The 18,071-nt window shown below is 34.1% G+C and carries 16 protein-coding genes; 7 read left to right on the forward strand and 9 right to left on the reverse strand.

From position 1 onward, the window contains the following. Positions 1 to 103: 103 nt before the first annotated feature. From JM80_RS08370 to JM80_RS08400, 7 genes are all read left to right on the forward strand, one after another. A complete protein-coding gene (locus JM80_RS08370; protein WP_144709694.1) occupies positions 104 to 1,111 on the forward strand; it encodes a zinc-binding alcohol dehydrogenase family protein in 1,008 nt (335 codons plus the stop codon). Positions 1,112 to 1,120: 9 nt separating this feature from the next. Then, positions 1,121 to 2,773, forward strand: coding sequence for a UxaA family hydrolase (locus JM80_RS08375; protein WP_144709696.1), 1,653 nt, complete (start codon positions 1,121 to 1,123; stop codon positions 2,771 to 2,773). A gap of 34 nt (positions 2,774 to 2,807) precedes the next feature. After that, positions 2,808 to 4,286, forward strand: a complete 1,479-nt coding sequence (locus JM80_RS08380; RefSeq protein WP_255436725.1) for a tagaturonate reductase — start codon at positions 2,808 to 2,810, stop codon at positions 4,284 to 4,286. A 1-nt stretch (position 4,287) separates the two neighbouring features. Beyond that, positions 4,288 to 5,115: an amidohydrolase gene (locus tag JM80_RS08385; RefSeq protein WP_034645160.1), complete on the forward strand. Its 828-nt coding sequence runs from the start codon at positions 4,288 to 4,290 to the stop codon at positions 5,113 to 5,115. Positions 5,116 to 5,125: 10 nt separating this feature from the next. Beyond that, positions 5,126 to 5,917, forward strand: a complete 792-nt coding sequence (locus JM80_RS08390; protein WP_144709700.1) for an SDR family oxidoreductase — start codon at positions 5,126 to 5,128, stop codon at positions 5,915 to 5,917. A gap of 94 nt (positions 5,918 to 6,011) precedes the next feature. Beyond that, the gene (gene fucP / locus JM80_RS08395; protein WP_013619999.1) at positions 6,012 to 7,352 is read left to right on the forward strand and encodes an L-fucose:H+ symporter permease; all 1,341 of its coding nucleotides are present in this window, start codon (positions 6,012 to 6,014) and stop codon (positions 7,350 to 7,352) included. 1 nt (position 7,353) lies between these two features. Beyond that, positions 7,354 to 7,695, forward strand: a complete 342-nt coding sequence (locus JM80_RS08400; protein WP_144709702.1) for an L-rhamnose mutarotase — start codon at positions 7,354 to 7,356, stop codon at positions 7,693 to 7,695. 136 nt (positions 7,696 to 7,831) lie between these two features. Here JM80_RS08400 and JM80_RS08405 read toward each other — a convergent pair whose 3' ends face one another. From JM80_RS08405 to JM80_RS08445, 9 genes are all read right to left on the reverse strand, one after another. Next, positions 7,832 to 8,845 carry an L-rhamnose/proton symporter RhaT gene (locus tag JM80_RS08405; RefSeq protein WP_013619997.1) on the reverse strand — a complete coding sequence of 338 codons (1,014 nt, stop codon included), beginning with the start codon at positions 8,843 to 8,845 and terminating at the stop codon, positions 7,832 to 7,834. A gap of 32 nt (positions 8,846 to 8,877) precedes the next feature. Continuing rightward, positions 8,878 to 9,921 carry an aldose epimerase family protein gene (locus tag JM80_RS08410; protein WP_089118672.1) on the reverse strand — a complete coding sequence of 348 codons (1,044 nt, stop codon included), beginning with the start codon at positions 9,919 to 9,921 and terminating at the stop codon, positions 8,878 to 8,880. 11 nt (positions 9,922 to 9,932) lie between these two features. Further along, positions 9,933 to 11,024, reverse strand: coding sequence for a mandelate racemase/muconate lactonizing enzyme family protein (locus tag JM80_RS08415; protein WP_144709704.1), 1,092 nt, complete (start codon positions 11,022 to 11,024; stop codon positions 9,933 to 9,935). Positions 11,025 to 11,046: 22 nt separating this feature from the next. Continuing rightward, positions 11,047 to 12,501, reverse strand: a complete 1,455-nt coding sequence (gene aldA / locus JM80_RS08420) for an aldehyde dehydrogenase (RefSeq protein WP_144709706.1) — start codon at positions 12,499 to 12,501, stop codon at positions 11,047 to 11,049. 14 nt (positions 12,502 to 12,515) lie between these two features. After that, the gene (locus JM80_RS08425) at positions 12,516 to 13,916 is read right to left on the reverse strand and encodes a sulfatase (protein ID WP_038504623.1); all 1,401 of its coding nucleotides are present in this window, start codon (positions 13,914 to 13,916) and stop codon (positions 12,516 to 12,518) included. A gap of 15 nt (positions 13,917 to 13,931) precedes the next feature. Further along, on the reverse strand, positions 13,932 to 14,702 hold the full coding sequence (locus JM80_RS08430) for an SDR family oxidoreductase (RefSeq protein WP_144709707.1): 771 nt from the start codon (positions 14,700 to 14,702) through the stop codon (positions 13,932 to 13,934). Positions 14,703 to 14,725: 23 nt separating this feature from the next. Beyond that, the gene (locus JM80_RS08435) at positions 14,726 to 15,742 is read right to left on the reverse strand and encodes a zinc-binding dehydrogenase (protein ID WP_144709709.1); all 1,017 of its coding nucleotides are present in this window, start codon (positions 15,740 to 15,742) and stop codon (positions 14,726 to 14,728) included. Positions 15,743 to 15,936: 194 nt separating this feature from the next. Beyond that, a complete protein-coding gene (locus tag JM80_RS08440) occupies positions 15,937 to 16,728 on the reverse strand; it encodes an IclR family transcriptional regulator (protein WP_144709711.1) in 792 nt (263 codons plus the stop codon). Positions 16,729 to 16,841: 113 nt separating this feature from the next. After that, complete coding sequence (locus JM80_RS08445) at positions 16,842 to 18,068, reverse strand: family 43 glycosylhydrolase (protein ID WP_013619989.1); 1,227 nt, start codon at positions 18,066 to 18,068, stop codon at positions 16,842 to 16,844. Positions 18,069 to 18,071 lie beyond the last annotated feature (3 nt).

An 18,071-nucleotide genomic window follows, 5' to 3' on the forward strand; every position in this document is an offset into this window, starting at 1 on the left:
TAAAACATATACTGTAATTAACAAAACTGATATAAACGAACTTTACCAAAGAGCTAATAAAACAATTAACTGTTAAAAATAACTAACAATAACGCCATTAATAATGAAGTATATAGTTTGTGAAAAACCAGGAGAATTTCTTTTAAAAGAGAAAGATGCACCAGTTAGAAAAGAAGGTGAAGCCCTACTAAAAATTAATAAAGTAGGTATTTGTGGTACAGATTTGCACGCTTATGGTGGCAACCAAGCTTTTTTTACCTATCCTAGAATTTTAGGCCATGAGTTGGCATCAGAAGTTTTAGAAATTGGCGCAAATGATAAAGGAATAAAAGCAGGAGATAAAGTAGTTGTTATGCCGTATATAAGCTGTGGAACTTGTATAGCTTGTAGAAAAGGAAAAACAAATTGTTGTACTAATATAAAGGTTTTAGGTGTGCATACAGATGGTGGTATGCAAGAACAAATTACTGTGCCAGCTTCTATATTAATACCAGCTAATAATTTATCTGATGACCAAATGGCAATTGTAGAACCTTTGGCAATAGGAGCCCACGCTATCAGAAGAGCAAATATTGTAAAAGGAGAAACTATAGCTGTTGTTGGTTGCGGTCCTATTGGCATAGGAATTATGAAATTAGCACAAATTGCAGGTGCTAAAGTAATAGCACTAGATTTAAACGAGCAAAGACTACAATATGCTAAAGATAAAATAGGAGTAGACTATACCGTAAACGTTGCAGATAATCCTGTAGCTAAAATTACAGAGATTACAAATGGCGATTTATGTACAGCTGTTTTTGATGCATCTGGACATAAAGGAGCACTAGAAACTTGTCCGTCTTACATGTCTCACGGCGGAAGATTTATACTAGTAGGCCTGTCTAAAGGAGAGTTAACCTATACACACCCAGCTATACATGCAAAGGAAATGACCTTAATGTGTAGCAGAAACGCAACAACTGAAGATTTTGAGCACGTAATTAATGTGTTAAATGAGTTTCCTACAGATTCATTTATTACACACTCTGTACCTTTTACAGAGATGATTTCAAATTTTGATAGTTGGCTTAAACCAGAAACAGGAGTAATAAAAGCAACTGTAAATTTTTAAAAAATAGTAATGTCTAAAAACTACATACAAATAGATGCTAAAGATAATATTATAGTTGCCATTACAGCATTAAGTAAAGGTACAGTAGTAACTATTACAGGCAAACAAATAGTTTTACAACAAGACATAAAGCAAAAACATAAGTTTGCTTTGCACGACTTTAACCCTGCAGATAAAATTTTCATATATGGGGTTTTAATAGGTAAAGCAACCACAACAATTAAAGCAGGTAGTGCAATTACAACAGAAAATATAAAACACGCATCATCAGACTTTACCAATCAAAAAAAGGAGTTTGTTTGGAGTACGCCAAACATATCTAAGTTTAAAGACAAAACATTTAATGGATATCATAGAAAAGATGGTAAGGTAGGTACTGCCAATTACTGGTTGGTAATACCACTAACTTTTTGTGAGAACAGAAATATTGATGTTATAGAAGCTGCACTTGCAGAGAAACTAGGCTACCAAACAAAAAAAGATTTTGCTGTAGATACAGATGCTTTAATTAAGCAGTATAAAGCAGGAGCCCATAAAGATGATATTTTAAATACTCCAATTATTACCAGTCACGAGGAAATGGCTAAAAATAGGGTGTTTCCTAATGTAGACGGAATTAAATTTTTAAAGCATGATGGTGGTTGTGGCGGTATACGTCAAGACTCTGAAACCTTATGTAAATTATTAGCAGGTTATATATGCAACCCAAATGTTGCAGGTGCTACAATTTTAAGTTTAGGGTGTCAAAATGCACAAATTTCTATGATGCAAGAAGCTATTTTGGCTATAGACCCCAGCACTACCAAACCAGTATATTATTTAGAGCAACAGCGTAGTTTAAGTGAGCGTAACTTTATAGAAGAAGCTGTTAAGCATACATTTTTAGGTTTAATAGAAGCTAATAAAATTACCCGTAAACCAGCACCATTACATAAACTTGTTTTAGGGTTAGAGTGTGGTGGCTCTGATGGGTTTTCAGGAATATCTGCAAACCCAGCTTTAGGTTATGCGTCAGATTTATTAGTGGCTTTAGGCGGTAGTCCTGTTTTAGCAGAGTTTCCAGAGTTAAACGGCGTAGAACAAGAAATAATTAATAGGTGTGTAACAGAAGAGGATTCTAAAAAGTTTTACAATTTAATGAGAGCGTACTCAGCAGCAGCAGTTGCTGTTGGTTCTGGTTTTGAAAACAATCCGTCTCCCGGAAATATTAAAGATGGTTTAATAACAGACGCAATGAAATCTGCAGGAGCAGCCAAAAAAGGAGGTACATCTCCTGTTGTTAGCGTGTTAGATTATACAGAGCAGGTTACAAAACCGGGTTTAAATTTATTGTGCACACCAGGTAATGATGTAGAGTCAACTACAGGCTTGGTTGGTTCTGGTTGTAATGTAGTAGTATTTACAACTGGCTTAGGAACACCCACCGGAAACCCAGTTGCACCTGTTTTAAAAATGTCTAGTAATACCAACTTATACCAACGTATGCAAGATATTATAGATATAAATGCAGGTACTGTAATTAGTGGCGAGGATACCATAGAAACTATGGGTGAAAAAATATTAGAACATATTATAAAAGTTGCTAGCGGAGAACTAGCATCAAAAGCAGTAATACATGGCAATAACGACTTTATTCCGTGGAAGAGAGGAGTTTCTTTATAAATACTATTTACGTAGTAAACAAAGCATTGTAAAAATGGCAACAAAAGAAAAAACAATACAATTATTGGATAGGCATACAGCTCAAAAACCAGTTATACATCCCATACGTGTTATGCAATTTGGCGGAGGTAACTTTTTGCGTGCCTTTTGTGATTGGATGTTTGATGTACTAAACAAAACAACAGCGTTTAATGGTAGTGTAGCTGTAGTTAAACCAACAGAAACAGGAGATTATACTGCTCTTAGAGAGCAAAACGGTTTGTTTACTGTAGCCTTAGATGGTATTAAAAATGGGAAAACAGTATCAGAAGTTACTTTAGTAGAATCTATAAGTACCATTATTCAGCCTTATACAGAATGGGATAAGTATTTGGCATTGGCAGAGTTGGCAGAATTACGATTTATAGTTTCTAATACAACAGAAGCCGGAATTCAGTTTTCTGAAAATGATAAAATTACAGATTGTCCTCCTAAAGAATTTCCTGCAAAACTAACATTGTGGCTGTATCACAGGTATAGTTATTTTAATGGAGACAAGGATAAAGGCTGTATTTTATTGCCTTGTGAGTTAATAGAAGATAATGGTGAGGCTTTAAAAGAAACAGTTATACAGTATGCAAAACATTGGCAATTAAAACAAGAGTTTATAGACTGGATTTTAGATTGCAACCATTTTTGTAGCACACTGGTAGACCGCATAGTATCTGGTTATCCTACAGACAGAGCTCCATTTTTAGAGGAAAAAACAGGTTTTAAAGATAAACTTTTAGTTGCTGGTGAAGAGTACCATAGCTGGGTAATTAAGGCAAATGCATTGGTACAAAAAGAATTGCCTTTTTCTAAAACAGATTTAAACGTACAGTTTGTAGATAATTTACACGATTACCGAGAAATGAAAGTACGTATTTTAAATGGTGCACATACTTCTTTAGTTCCGGTTGGTTATTTAGCCGGTTTAAGAACGGTAAAGGAAAGTATGGATAATGAGGTGGTTAGCAATCATATTTTTCAAATTTTAGCTACAGAAATTAAACCTACGTTAACCAAGTTTTCTTCAAATGAAATAGATGCTTTTATAGATGCTGTGGTAGACAGGTTTAAGAACCCTACACTTCAACATTTTTTAATTGCAATATCATTAAATAGTACCTCAAAATTTCAATCTAGATTATTGCCAGCATTTAAAGATTACAACCAGTTACACGGTTCTTTTCCTAAACGCATTGCTTTTTCATTAGCTAGCTTAATTCGTTTTTATAAAGGTAGTTTTAATGGAGAAGTTATTGCTGTTACTGATGATAAGTTGGTTTTAAATTTTTTTGAAAACCAATGGAAAATGGTAGATAATAAATCACAATCTGTAACAGATTTGGTTGCACACACCTTAGCTAATAAAACCATAGTAGGAGAAGATTTAACAAAGTATAAAGGACTGGTAGATTTTATTGCTAAAAGCATTACGGCTATTGATGAATATGGAGTAGAAGAATGTTTAAGAAAAATAGAAAACTAATATGATAATAGATGCTCATCAACACTTTTGGAAGTATGAACCAACAAAACATAGTTGGATAGATGATACTATGGCTGTAATTAGAAAAGATTTTATGCCAGCCAAACTAAAGAAAGTTTATTTAGAAAATAATATAGATGGTTGTGTAGCTGTACAGGCAGACCAAACTACACTAGAAAATGACTTTTTAATAGACTTGGCATCTAAAAATAACTTTATAAAAGGTATTGTTGGTTGGGTAGATTTTAGAGCAGATAACATAAATGAGGTTTTAGAACATTACAGTAAAATAAAAATAATAAAAGGGTTTAGGCACGTAGTACAAGGAGAGCCAGACCATAATTTTTTATTAAGATCCAATTTTTTAAACGGAATTGCTCAATTAGAACAATACAATTTTACGTATGATATTTTAGTGTTTCCCCATCAATTGGGAGCAGTGTTAGAGTTTGTGAAAAAGTTCCCTAAAATAAACTTTGTTATAGACCATATTGCTAAACCATATATAAAAGATGGTTTTTATGATGGTTGGGCAAACTTAATGTTGGCAATTGGCGCCCAACAAAACGTGTATTGCAAACTATCTGGTATGGTAACAGAAGCAGATTATAAAACGTGGACATCAGAAACTATAAAGCCTTATATGCAGTTGGTTTTAAAAGCATTTGGAGCAGATAGGTTATTATTTGGGTCAGATTGGCCTGTGTGTTTAGTAGCAGGCAATTATAAAAGAGTAAAAGAGTTAGTTACAGATTTTATTTCCCAATTGAGTGCAGAAGATCAAGAAAAGATACTTGGGTTAAATGCTGTAAAATTTTATAATTTATAAAAGATATAAAATGGATTTAGGATTAAAAGATAAAGTAGTTGTAGTAACAGGCGCTGCAGGTATAAAAGGTAGTATAGGAGAAACAATAGTGCAGCATTTAGCGGCAGAGGGCGCAATACCAGTTATAGTTTGTAGAAATGATAGAGGTTTTGGATATGAAAAAGGACTTAAAGAAAAGGGTATAGATGCTTTGTTTGTGAAAACAGATTTATCAGACCACATACAAATTGAAGCAGCAGCTAAAATAATAGAAAAAAAATACGGTAAAATTGATGCCTTAATAAATAATGTTGGTGTTAATGATGGTGCAGGTTTAAATGCTTCTATAGAAGATTTTATGTATTCTCTTAAGCTTAATATGGTAAGTTATTTTGCAATGGCAAAATACTGTTTGCCAATGCTAAAAAAAGCCAAGGGTAATATTTTAAATATAGGGTCTAAAGTAGCACTTACAGGCCAAGGAGGCACATCTGGTTATGCTGCATCTAAAGGAGGTGTGTTTGGCTTAACACGTGAGTGGGCAGTAGATTTAGTTAAGTACGGCATACGCTCTAATGCCATTGTTATTGCAGAAAGTTGGACACCTGCTTATGAGGCTTGGATTAAAACCTTAGAAAACGGAGAAGACAAGCTTCAATCTATTGTAAAAAAGATACCATTAGAAAATAGGATGACAATGCCTGCTGAAATAGCAGACCAATGTTTGTTTACAATATCTTCAAAATCATCACACACAACAGGACAGTTTATTACTGTAGATGGTGGTTATGTCCATTTAGATAGGTCTTTGTTAACAGAATAGCACATAAAATCATTTGTTCTGCTATTTAAGCCAGAAGTAGCCCTTTTTAACAGCTGTCATTTTTAATTTTATACTAAAGTAATTAACCTGTATTATGAACTCAACCAACAATAAACCTATAGTAAAAAAGGAATTGTTATTTCCTTTTATAATGATAACCTCTTTATTTGCTTTATGGGGAATTGCAAATGACTTAACCAACCCTATGGTTTCAGCATTTAAAAAAGTAATGCCAGAATTGTCTAATATGCAGGCATCGTTAGTGCAGTTTGCTTTTTACTTTGGTTATTTTTTTATGGCATTACCTGCAGCTTTATTTATAAGAAAATACAGTTATAAATCTGGTATTGTATTAGGGTTATGCTTGTATGCTATAGGTGCTTTTTTGTTTTATCCGGCAGCAGCTTTTCAGGAGTTTAATTACTTTTTAATATCGCTATGGGTTATAACATGTGGTTTAGCTTTTTTAGAGACTACATCTAACCCACTAATTTTATCATTAGGAGCAAAAGAAACTGCAACGCAACGTTTAAACTTAGCACAAGCATTTAATCCTATTGGTTCTTTAATAGGAATGATAGTTGCTCAACAGTTTGTTATTTCTGCACTACGTTCTGATGATAAAAATGAAGCAGGGGAATTAATTTATGACGGGTTGTCCTCATCTGCAAAGGCAGTAATTAGAGAAAATGACTTAAGTGTAATTAGCGTGCCATATATTATACTTGGAGTAGTAGTTTTATGTATTATGGCAATTATTTTATTCATTAAAATTCCTAAATCTGTAGATGGTGATAAAATGTCTATCTCAGATTCTTTTAAAAAACTGTTTTCAAATAAAAATTACATTTTTGGTGTAATAGCTCAAGCATTTTATGTGGGAGCACAAATTATGTGTTGGACCTATATTTTTCAATACGTAGATAATATAAATGAAGGTTTGCCAGCAAATGAAGCCTTAACGGCTACTTGGTATAATGTAGCAGCTATGGTTATTTTTTTAACAGGCAGGTGGATTGGTACAGCTTTAATGAAAACCTTAAACCCATCTCGTGTACTGTTATTATTTGGTTTAGGCGGAGTACTATTTTCTGCAGGAGCAATTTTATTACAAGGGCAATTAGGCTTGTACTCTTTAGTGGGTATATCTTTATTTATGTCTATTATGTTTCCTACCATTTATGGCATAGCACTTAAAGATATGGGAGACGAGGCTAAAATAGGATCTGCTGGCTTGGTAATGGCCATTGTTGGCGGTGCTTTAATGCCGGTTTTACAAGGTGGAATTTTAGACTGGGGCGGTCCTGGTTTTTCAGATGTAAAAATATTAGGATTTATTCCAGAGATTAACTTTTCATTTATACTACCACTTATATGTTTATCAGTGGTTACTGCTTATGGCTATGTAACCTATAAATCCTCAAAAAAAATATAAAATGCAAACCAAAAGATATTGTTACTCTTGCGACCTAAATAACGATTCTAAGCTTATTGAAGAATATAAGGCGTACCACGCAAAGGGCAAAGCTTGGCCAGAGATTACTAAGAGTATAAAAGATGCAGGTATTGTAGATATGCAAATATACCTTACAGGCAATAGAATGTTTATGATTATGGAGGTAGATGCTACTTTTAATGCCAAAAAAAAGGCAGAAATGGATGCTAATAATCCTAAAGTACAAGAGTGGGAAAACTTAATGTGGAAGTACCAGCAAGAGTTGCCTTGGGCAAAAAAAGGAGAAAAGTGGATTGCTTTAGAGAAGATATTTCAATTGTAAAAATTAGTTTTTTTTAGTTCTTTTTGTTAGTGTTTAAGCTGTTTTACTAACAGTTTAAATTTTTTTAGTAAAGAGTAAAAGACCCGCATAATTGCGGGTCTTTTTTGCAAAAACTAAAAACTAACTCTAATTTTTTTTAAGATATACTGTTGCTATATGCAACTATTACAATACCAATTACCATACAGCTAAGACCTAGGTATAAAAAGTTTCGTGCTTTTTTAGAGGCGTTAATCCATTCTTTGGTAATAATACCACTTACAATTGCAGTGGCTACACATGAGGTGTTAAAAATGGCATAACCAACAGTGTTGCCAGAAGCTCCTAATTTGTAGGCAGCAAAGGCGAATAGGGCAGAAGCAGCATAATGAAAAAATGCCATTACTAGTATTAATACAAAGTTTTTGCCAAAAGCTGGAGTTTTAAAATCCCCCCAAGCTTTTTTACTATTTAATTGCCATAAAAAATAGGCCGTCATTACAATACCCCCACTAATAAAAATTGGGAACATAACAGCAACAGCAGTTATCCACTCTGCATTTCCTGCAGCTTGGCTAGCCTCGTGTAAATAAGGTCTTCCTGCTGCATTAGCATAACTAAAACCTGTAGCAAGTAAACCACCAACTACTGCTATTAAAATACCTGTGGCCATAGATCCTTTTTTAGCGGTATTTTCTTCTGTGCTTTTCTCTACTTTTTCTCTAATAAAACCAGCTTTTCCGTTAGCAAAAATGCCAACTAAAACAACTAATAAGCCAATTAAAATAATGGTTAGTTTGTTAGTAGGTGGTAAGCCGTCTTCAATAAAAGGCAATACAGAACCTACCAAAATTATGGTTCCAATAAACAAAGAAAAGCCTAAGGACAAGCCAATGTGGTTAATTGCTTTACTCCACATCATTACACCAACTCCCCATAAAAAGCTGGTAAGTCCCATTTTAATCCATATGTCTGTTGGCATATTTCCAAAAATATCACCAAATCCTTTTATTAGTGATACAGATGCTATTATAGGAACCACAAACATGGTTAGTAAAAAGAATAAGCTCCACGTGTTTTCGTACTTAAAATCTTTTGTAAATTTTTCTGGTAGGGCATACAGGCCCAACATTAATCCTGCAAAAATTGCTAGTAATACTCCTTCTGTCATAGTTTGGTTGTTTTTTGAGTGAATTAGTTATGTTAAAATGAAAATTTAAAGACGGTTGTGCTCTTAAAATTTTCACCAGCTTTTGTAATAGATTTTGGAGAGTTTTTAATATTTGGTCCGTTAGGGTACCTGTGTGTTTCACAACAAAATCCTTTGTATTTTCCGTATTTAAGTCCGTTTTCTCGTTTAAGATTATCTGCGGTGTATTTACCTGTGTACAGTAACATGCAAGGTTCTGTAGTAAAAACATCAACACTTAATTGTCCGTTTTCATTAGCTATGGTAGCTACTTTTGTTACCTCATCTTCAGTAGTATCAAAAACGTAAAAATGTTCAAAACCGTCATTCATTGCATTGTGTGCGTCTGCAATTTTCTTAGGCTTTGTTAAATCATCCACAGCATTAGATACATCTATTATTTCTCCTGTTGCGGCACCAGTTTCATCTATTTTTAAACGTTTATTAGTATATACTTGTGCAGTATGGTTCTCTATAGATGTGGTAAAGCCAGATAAGTTAAAATACGTATGGTTTGTTAATGATAATGGTGTGTCTGCATCTGTTGTAGCACTGTAGCTAATGGTTAACTCATTACTATTTGTTAGTGTAAATGTTACAGATACATTAACATTGCCAGGAAAGCCCTCTTCTAAATTTTTACTTACTAAAGATAACTTTAATTTATTTTCACTAGCAGAAGTAGTATCTACTGTCCATATTTTTTTATCAAAGCCAACAGCACCTCCATGTAAATTATTGGGCCCACAGTTTTTTGCTAATTCATATTTTTTACCGTTTAAAATAAACGTAGCATCTTTAATTTGTGAGCAGTACCTACCTACGGTACTTCCAAAATAAGGAGCATTATTTTTGTATTCATCAGAAAAATAACCATCTAAAGTATCAAATCCACAAGCAATTTCTACTAATTCTTCTTTAGCATTAGGCACTTGTATAGACGTAATTGTTGCTCCGTAATTGGTTATTTTAACAACCATTCCGTTTGCATTTTTTAATGTATACAAATCTATTTCTTGCTCATTTAGAGTTCCAAAATTGCTTTTTATTGGTTTCATACTATTATTTTTTATTGTTGATAAGGCGCTAGTTTTTCCCAGTTAAATACAACTCCCGTACCAGGGGTATTAGGAGCAACAGCTCTATAATTTTCTACTACTAATGGTCTTGTAGTATATTCATCTATAGGAAAACTATGTACTTCTAGCCACCCAGCGTTTGGTTGTGCAGATACTAAGCTCACGTGCAGTTCTTGCATACCATGGGAACAAGCAGGAACTCCGTGTTTGTCTGCTAAACGTGCAGCTTTTAACCAGCCTGTAATTCCTCCACAGTTTGATGCATCTGGTTGAATAAAAGAAAGCTTTGCTTGGTTAAAAGCATACTCAAACTCGTGTATCGTATGCAAGTTTTCTCCCATAGCTAAAGGAAATCCTGTTTTATCAACTATTTCTGCAAACCCTTTGTAATTATCGGGTATAATTGGTTCTTCAAACCAAGTAATATTGTATTGTTTAAAACCTTCAATTGCTTTTATGGCTTTTTCAACAGTCATAGAGTAATTGGCATCTACCATAAAAGTTACATCCGGACCAACAAATTCTCTTACTGCCTTTATACGCTCTAAATCTTCTTCTAAATTTTCTCTTCCTATTTTTATTTTAACAGCATTAAATCCGTTAGCTAAATAGGTTTTCATATTATTTAAAAGTTTTTCTATAGGAAACTGTAAGTCTATACCACCACAATATGCTTTACAAGTGTTGTCTGTTCCGCTGACCATTTTCCATAAAGGAAGGTTGGCTTTTTTGCATTTAATGTCCCAAAGAGCAATATCTATAGTAGAAATTGCAAATGATGCAATACCACCACGACCTACGTAGTGAATATGCCACTCCATAAAATCATACAAGCCATCTATGTCTGTACCATCTTTACCTATTAAAACAGATGCAAAATCGTTTTCTACCATTGCTTTAATAGCGTGCCCACCTTTACCGCCAGTATAGGTGTAGCCTGTTCCTGTACTGCCATCTTCTAAAGTAATGGTAGTGGTTACTAGCTCAAAATGTGTGTGGTCTCCGTGTTTGGCATCATTTAAAACCTCTGGTAACGGAACCTTAAAAAGCTTAGTTTCTACACTTTTAATTTTTGTACTCATTTTTAATCTTTAAAAGTTGCTATTAAGCTTTATGTTTAATGTAAAACGTTTTCTTTTCCATATACTGTTCAAAACCATATTTACCATCTTCGCCACCAGAACCAGATAATTTGTAACCGTTATGAAAACCTTGGTGTTGCTCTCCGTGACCACGATTTACATAAATTTCTCCATATTCTAGTTCGTCATTACATTTCATAATGGTGTTCATATCATTGGTAAAAACCATAGCAGCAAGTCCGTATTCACAGTCATTAGCATAACCTATAACCTCATCAAAAGTTTTAAACTTTAAAACAGGTAAAATAGGACCAAAAGACTCTTCATGAACAATAGTCATATCTTGTGTTACGTTGGTTAAAACGGTAGGCTCAAACCAGTATCCTTTTTCAAATTCTGCTCCTTCTGGTTTTTTTCCTCCAGTTGCAATTGTAGCTCCTTCTTTTACACTAACAGCAACTAAATGCTCCATATGTTTTAACTCGGCAGCATTTACTTTAGGTCCCATATCTGTATCCTCTAACATAGGATTACCAACTTTTAATGCCTTAGTTTTTGTTATGAATTTCTTCATAAAAATATCGTAAATATCTTCATGCAAATACATACGTTCATTACAGGTGCAAACTTGTCCGCAATTGTCAAATCTAGAATGTAATGCTGCATCAACGGCAGCATCAATATCAGCATCTTTAAAAACTATAAATGGAGCTTTACCACCAAGCTCTAACTGAACGTGAGTAAGGTTATTTGCAGCATTTTTAGCTATTTGCTGACCAACAGGTGTAGAACCCGTCATTGTTACCATTTTAGTAATAGGACTTTCTACCAAAGCATTACCCATAGCTCTACCAGGGCCAGTTATAATATTTAGTACTCCAGCAGGAATACCCACGTTGTTAGCCAAATTTCCTAACTCTAAAGTTGCTAACGGTGTTTCTGATGTAGGCTTAATTACAATGCTGTTACCAGCAACCAAAGCCGGACCCAATTTACGGCCAGCCAAAGCCAAAGGAAAATTCCAAGCTGTAATTGCAACAACAACCCCACGCGGAACTTTTTGAATCCATATTTGCTCGTTAGGGTTATCAGAAGGAATAATATCACCTTCAATTCTGCGAGCACCTTCACAAGCGTATCTAATAAACGAAGCCGTAACAGCAACCTCAAAACGAGCAACCTTTAAAAGTTTTCCTTGTTCTTTGGTTAATAGTTGAGCCAAATGCTCTGTATTGGCATCAATTTCATCTGCCAATTTATATAACATATCTGCTCTAGAACGTGCAGGTAATTTTTTCCATTCTTTTTGTGCTTTTTCTGCTGCTTTTAGTGCCTCTAAAGCTTCTTCTGCAGTGCCGTTTTGTACATTTGCGACTACTTCTTCTGTAGATGGGTTTACAATAGCTATAGTTTCGCCAGATGTAGATGTTACCCATTCTCCGTTAATAAATAACTTGTATTCTTTAGTTGATGACATAGTGTATGGTATTATTATTTTGTGTTTGTTTTTTTGTAAGCATCCATGCGTTTTGCAGCATAACCTTCAAACTCTCTTCTTAATTGCCAAAGTGGTCTTTCTAATGTTAGTTCCCAAGCAAATAATTGCTTGTATAGCTCTTTAACTTTTTTAGGATATTGATAAGCAAGGTTATGTACTTCAGAAATATCTTCTTTTATATTGTATAGTTCAGCAGGCCTATCAGGAAATCGTATTAGTTTCCAATCCATATTTCTAATAGCGGCTCTGTTTTCTTTTTTCCAGAAAAGAACCTTATGCGGTCTCTCTTTATTTTCTCCTTTTACATAAGGCATTAGGTCTACACCGTCTAGTTGTTTTAATTTTGATGAGTTTCCGTTTGCTACGTTTAAAAATGTTGGAAAAAGATCTAAGGTGCTAATTGGGTAGTTGTAAGTTGTATTTTTCTTAAGCTTACCAGGCCATGACATTAAAAAAGGCACTCTAATACCACCTTCTAAATGGTTAGCTTTTGTACCGCTAAGCGGATTATTGTTAGATTGGTTTGCATCTGATGGTCCGCCGTTATCATTGGTAAATACAACTAAAGTATTTTTATCTAATCCTTGTTTTTTTAGTTCATCTAAAACAGTTCCAATAGCTCTGTCCATAGCTAAAGTCATTGCAGCTAATGTTTTTCTTTTACCAGTTAAATGAGAAAAATACTTTAGGTCTTCTTTTGTAGCCTCCATTGGAGTATGTACAGCGTTAAAAGATAGGTAAATAAAAAAGGGAGTTTTTTTATTTTTATTGATGAATGATATAGCCTCATTGGCTAATTTGTCTGTAAGATAGCCTTTGTGTTCTAAATAATTTCCAAAACCTTTTTCTAATCTGTCTTCATTTTTGGTTAGTACATTGTTTTTATCATATGGTAAATAGCTACGTGAACCACCTCTAAAACCATAAAATTCGTCAAAGCCTCGTTTTGTTGGGTGAAAACGATCTGCGTTACCCATATGCCATTTTCCAAATAGGGCAGTAGTATATCCTTGTTTTTTTAAATAGTTTGCAATAGTAAGTTGGTTTGTGGGCAATCCCATTTGATCACCTAGTAAGCCAGAACTACTCATATAACCAGGTACATTATTTTCTTCAAAACCAAATTTTTGCTGGTATTGCCCGGTAAGCATTCCTGCTCTAGATGGTCCACAAACAGCTGCACTTACATATGCTTGTGTAAATTTCACACTTTTTTTTGCAAGTTTATCTAACTCTGGAGTTTTAAACTCAGTACTACCTTGAAAACCAAAATCAGCATAACCAGCATCATCAGAAAGTATAAAAACAATATTGGGTTTTTGTTGTCCAAATAGTAAACTCACCTCTAAAAGAACAAATAAGAGAACCGTTATTTTTATATTTTGATGATGCATTGTATATCTTTTAAATTATCTTCCCATCCATCCGCCGTCTACTAGCATAACAGCTCCACTCATATAATTAGCAGCTTCAGAAGCTAAAAAAACTACAGGGCCAGCAAAATCTTCTGGTTTTCCCCATCTTCCAGCAGGAATTCTTGCTAAAATAGATTCTGCTCTCTCTGGATTATTACGTAAAGCTTCAGTATTGTCTGTAGCAATGTAACCCGGAGCAATTGCGTTTACATTTACCCCTTTGCCTGCCCACTCATTTGCAAAGGCCATAGTTAATTGGCCTATAGCACCTTTGCTTGCAGCATAACCAGGAACAGTAATGCCACCTTGGTATGTTAATAATGAAGCTGTAAAAACAATTTTTCCATTACCTCTAGCAACCATTTCTTTACCAATTTCTCTGGTAAGTATAAATTGTGCATTTTGGTTTACTTCAATTACCTTATCCCACATTTCATCTGGATGTTCTACAGCAGGAGCTCTTAAAATTGTACCAGCGTTATTAATTAAAATATCTATTTGTGGATGATCTTTTTTTACCTGATTGATAAATGTGTACAAAGCTTTTCTATCAGAGAAATCGCATTGATAAGCACTAAAATTTTTGCCTTTTGCTTCTACTTCTTTAGCCACACTACTACCGGTTAATTCTAAACTAGCAGAAACCCCAATAATATTTGCGCCAGCTTCTGCTAAGCCAATAGCCATAGCTTTACCTATACCTCTTTTACAGCCTGTTACTAAAGCTGTTTTACCTTTTAATTTAAATGTATCTAAAACACTCATTTTTTATATTGTTTCTTTAAAAATTATAAACTGCAATCCATCAATACTTTCATTCCAGAAGGGTTTTTATCAATGTTTTCAAACACTTGCTGAATTTTGCTTAAAGGCTGTACATCTGTAATCATAGCCTCAAAAGGAAGTTTGTTTTCTGTAATAAGCTCTATAGATTTTTCATAATCTTCTTTTTCATAAACTCTAGCACCAATTAAGCTCAATTCTTTCCAAAAAAACTTAAAAAGGTCTACAGGTTTTTTATCTCCATGAATAGCAACCATTAAAATTCTGCCTCTAATACCTGCAACCTCACACATAATATCTAAAGCAGGTTGTACGCCAGCTACTTCAAAAACAACATCTGCTCTTTTGTCCTCTGTTTTACTTTTAACGTATGCTACTAAATCAACCTCAGTTGGGTTAACAGCGTCAAAACCTAGCTCTTTTGCCATTTTAATTCTTGTAGGGTTTACTTCAGAAATTATAACCTGTGCGCCAACTTCCTTAGCAACCATAGCAACCAACATACCAATTGGCCCGCCACCTAAAACAACAGCAGTTTCACCTTTAACTAGTCCGCTTCTGCGTACATCATGTGTTGCCACAGACAATGGCTCAATTAGCGCAGCTAATTTTAAATCTGTTTCTGGTTTTAGCTTGTGTAAAACAAACGCAGGTACGTTCCAGTACTGTTGCATAGAACCAGGACTGTCAATACCAATAAATTTTAAGTCCTCACAGATATGATTAAACCCTTTATCAGAAGGTTCTACTTTTCTGTCATCTAAAGGCCTTACTACAACTTTTTCTCCTGCTTTAAAATTGGTTACATTTTTACCTACAGCATCAATAACACCAGACATTTCATGGCCAATTGTTTGCGGTATAGAAACTCTTTTATCCATCATACCATGATAAATGTGTACATCTGTACCGCAAACGCCAGAATAGGCTACTTTTATACGAACCTCATCATCTTTGGGTTCTTCAATTTTTTTATCAATTACAGCAAAATTTTTATTGCCTTTATATTGTGTTGCTATCATTTATTTAAGTTTCAAATAGTAAACTAGTTTCATATTTGAAACAAATATACATTTTTTTATAAACTATTTATCATCTAATTAAACATAAATTAGAGGTAAAGTGTTAAAATATAATGAAGTAGGAGTAAACCCTTTTTAAAATAAGGGTTGTAGAATGTTTGTAAGGTTAATATTTTACAAAATGAAGATTGCTTTTATTGAGAAATAAAACCAAGTTTAACAGATATTTCTAAGGCGTATTTTGCTACAATTTGTCCTTTTTTATGAAATTCTTCATGTGGTAGTCTACCGTGTGGAGCTGTAATCCAGAGTGCAGCAACAGGATAGCCAGACTCATTAAATATTGGTGCACCAATACAGTGTATACCTTGTATATCTTCACCGTTATCTATGGCATAACCATTTTGTTTAACCAAGGCTAGCGTTTCTTTAAACTCCTTTTTAGATGTAATGGTGTTTTTTGTGTATTTAGTAAGACTAATTTTTTTTAAAATGCTATTAGATTCTTCTTTAGGTAAAAAAGCTAAAATACTTTTTCCGCCAACAGAACTGTGTAAATTAAACTGTGTACCTGGTTCTACAAATAATTTTACAGGATAGGAAGATGATACCTGCTCTAATATTGTGCCTTTAGTGTCTAATAAAACTCCAAGCATTACAGATTCCTTTAGTTTATCTCTTAAGGCGCGCATAACATCTATAGACATTTCTACAATACTTTGTTCGTTCATTGCAGATATGCCTAGTGTAAGCATTTTTCTAGAAAGTGTAATTTTTTTAGTGGTCTCGTTTTTTTGCAAGTAATTTTTAAAAATTAACGTGCTTACAACTCTAAAAGCAGTGGTTTTTGTAAGGTCTAGTGCTTCTGTAATTTCTGCAAGCGTTAAACCGTCTTTTTTAGTGGCTAATATTTCTATAACCATTAAGCCTCTTTCTAAATTAGGAACATTGTATTCAGATTTTAAAACTTCCTTTGGTTTACTCATTACCGGTATGCTTTTATACTGTAAAATTACTATTATTTATTAAACTACACGTACAATAAAAAAAGGAACAATAATTTACTGTTCCTTTTTTTGTGCTTAGTTTATAGTGTTACTTATTTAGATTTTACACCTTTAGCTCTGTGTGTAGTTTTTCTGGCAGATGTAAAACTCATAATACTTTGGTAGTCGCTACTATTGTATACATGTGTAAGTCCCCAGCGTAATATTTCTGTTGGATCTTTTTCTGTATCTGCAGATCTGTTTAAGCCTATTGCATGTGCTGGTACACCAGGAATAACAGATTTAATTTCAAAATTAATACCGTCTGGAGCCCATTGTATGGTATTTTTTTCTGGACCATCTGTAGTAATTAATGACGCAATACCACCATTGTATGGCCAAACACAAATTTCATGACCACTATTACTTATTGGGTTGTAAGGTGATTTTACATAAGGCCCTAAAGGATTGTCTGCAATAGCAACGCCATGGCGTATTTGTCTGCCGCCAAACGTAATTTTTTCGCCCATTTGCTCGCCTTTATAGTACAAGTAAAATTTACCTTTGTAAGGCAAAATACAAGGGTCATGTACTTTGTGACTATCAAAATCTCCTTTTTTCTCTACAGCAAAACGGTCTTGTTCTTCTCCTTTCCAGATGCCATTATCTGCAGGACTAAGTATAGGCTCTTCACTTTTTGTCCAAGGTCCGTTTGGCGAATCTGACCACGCTAAACCAACCTGATTTTTAACGCGTACTGTATAGGGAGATTTTACGGTTTGGTAGCATAAGTAATATTTGTTCTGATATTTCATTATTTCTACTGTAAAAACAGACCTGTCATCATAAGCGCCTTTTTCGCCTCTTGCAACAGCAATGCCTTCTTCTTTCCAAGTTTCACCGTCTTCAGATGTAGCGTACCAAATATCACATCTATCCCAAGGAAAAACTTTTTCATTTTCTACATCGCCACCAAAACCTTGTGATGGCCCAGTGCTTTTGCTGTACCAAACGTAGTATTTGCCATCTTCTTTAATAATAGCACTTGGATCTCTACGCACAACACCTTCTTCATAAGCTAAATCTCCTTTTAAGGGTTTAAGGTTAGAGAATTGTATAAACCATTCATTACCTAAATCTTTTGGCCATTGTAATGCTCTTTTTGTTGCAGCACTTAAAGAGTCTGGGTTTGTTATACCCAACTCATCTATTTGCTCTGGTGTAATTTCTTGCTTAGGTTCTTCTGCTGTGGTAACACTTGCTGTATTCGTATTATTTTTACAAGCTGTAATTAAAAGTATACAGGTAATTGTGCTTAGTACTATACTTTTCTTTATCATAGT

The sequence above is a fragment of the Cellulophaga sp. RHA_52 genome (assembly GCF_007827205.1).
GTDB classification, from domain to species: domain Bacteria; phylum Bacteroidota; class Bacteroidia; order Flavobacteriales; family Flavobacteriaceae; genus Cellulophaga; species Cellulophaga lytica.

Coding starts and splice junctions, on each gene's coding strand:
- JM80_RS08405 (WP_013619997.1), bottom strand. CDS start 8,845: ATGACAGAAGGAGTATTACTAGCAATTTTTGCAGGATTAATGTTGGGC.
- JM80_RS08385 (WP_034645160.1), top strand. CDS start 4,288: ATGATAATAGATGCTCATCAACACTTTTGGAAGTATGAACCAACAAAA.
- aldA (WP_144709706.1), bottom strand. CDS start 12,501: ATGTCATCAACTAAAGAATACAAGTTATTTATTAACGGAGAATGGGTA.
- JM80_RS08435 (WP_144709709.1), bottom strand. CDS start 15,742: ATGATAGCAACACAATATAAAGGCAATAAAAATTTTGCTGTAATTGAT.
- JM80_RS08445 (WP_013619989.1), bottom strand. CDS start 18,068: ATGATAAAGAAAAGTATAGTACTAAGCACAATTACCTGTATACTTTTA.
- JM80_RS08400 (WP_144709702.1), top strand. CDS start 7,354: ATGCAAACCAAAAGATATTGTTACTCTTGCGACCTAAATAACGATTCT.
- fucP (WP_013619999.1), top strand. CDS start 6,012: ATGAACTCAACCAACAATAAACCTATAGTAAAAAAGGAATTGTTATTT.
- JM80_RS08380 (WP_255436725.1), top strand. CDS start 2,808: ATGGCAACAAAAGAAAAAACAATACAATTATTGGATAGGCATACAGCT.
- JM80_RS08440 (WP_144709711.1), bottom strand. CDS start 16,728: ATGAGTAAACCAAAGGAAGTTTTAAAATCTGAATACAATGTTCCTAAT.
- JM80_RS08390 (WP_144709700.1), top strand. CDS start 5,126: ATGGATTTAGGATTAAAAGATAAAGTAGTTGTAGTAACAGGCGCTGCA.
- JM80_RS08430 (WP_144709707.1), bottom strand. CDS start 14,702: ATGAGTGTTTTAGATACATTTAAATTAAAAGGTAAAACAGCTTTAGTA.
- JM80_RS08415 (WP_144709704.1), bottom strand. CDS start 11,024: ATGAGTACAAAAATTAAAAGTGTAGAAACTAAGCTTTTTAAGGTTCCG.
- JM80_RS08410 (WP_089118672.1), bottom strand. CDS start 9,921: ATGAAACCAATAAAAAGCAATTTTGGAACTCTAAATGAGCAAGAAATA.
- JM80_RS08370 (WP_144709694.1), top strand. CDS start 104: ATGAAGTATATAGTTTGTGAAAAACCAGGAGAATTTCTTTTAAAAGAG.
- JM80_RS08375 (WP_144709696.1), top strand. CDS start 1,121: ATGTCTAAAAACTACATACAAATAGATGCTAAAGATAATATTATAGTT.
- JM80_RS08425 (WP_038504623.1), bottom strand. CDS start 13,916: ATGCATCATCAAAATATAAAAATAACGGTTCTCTTATTTGTTCTTTTA.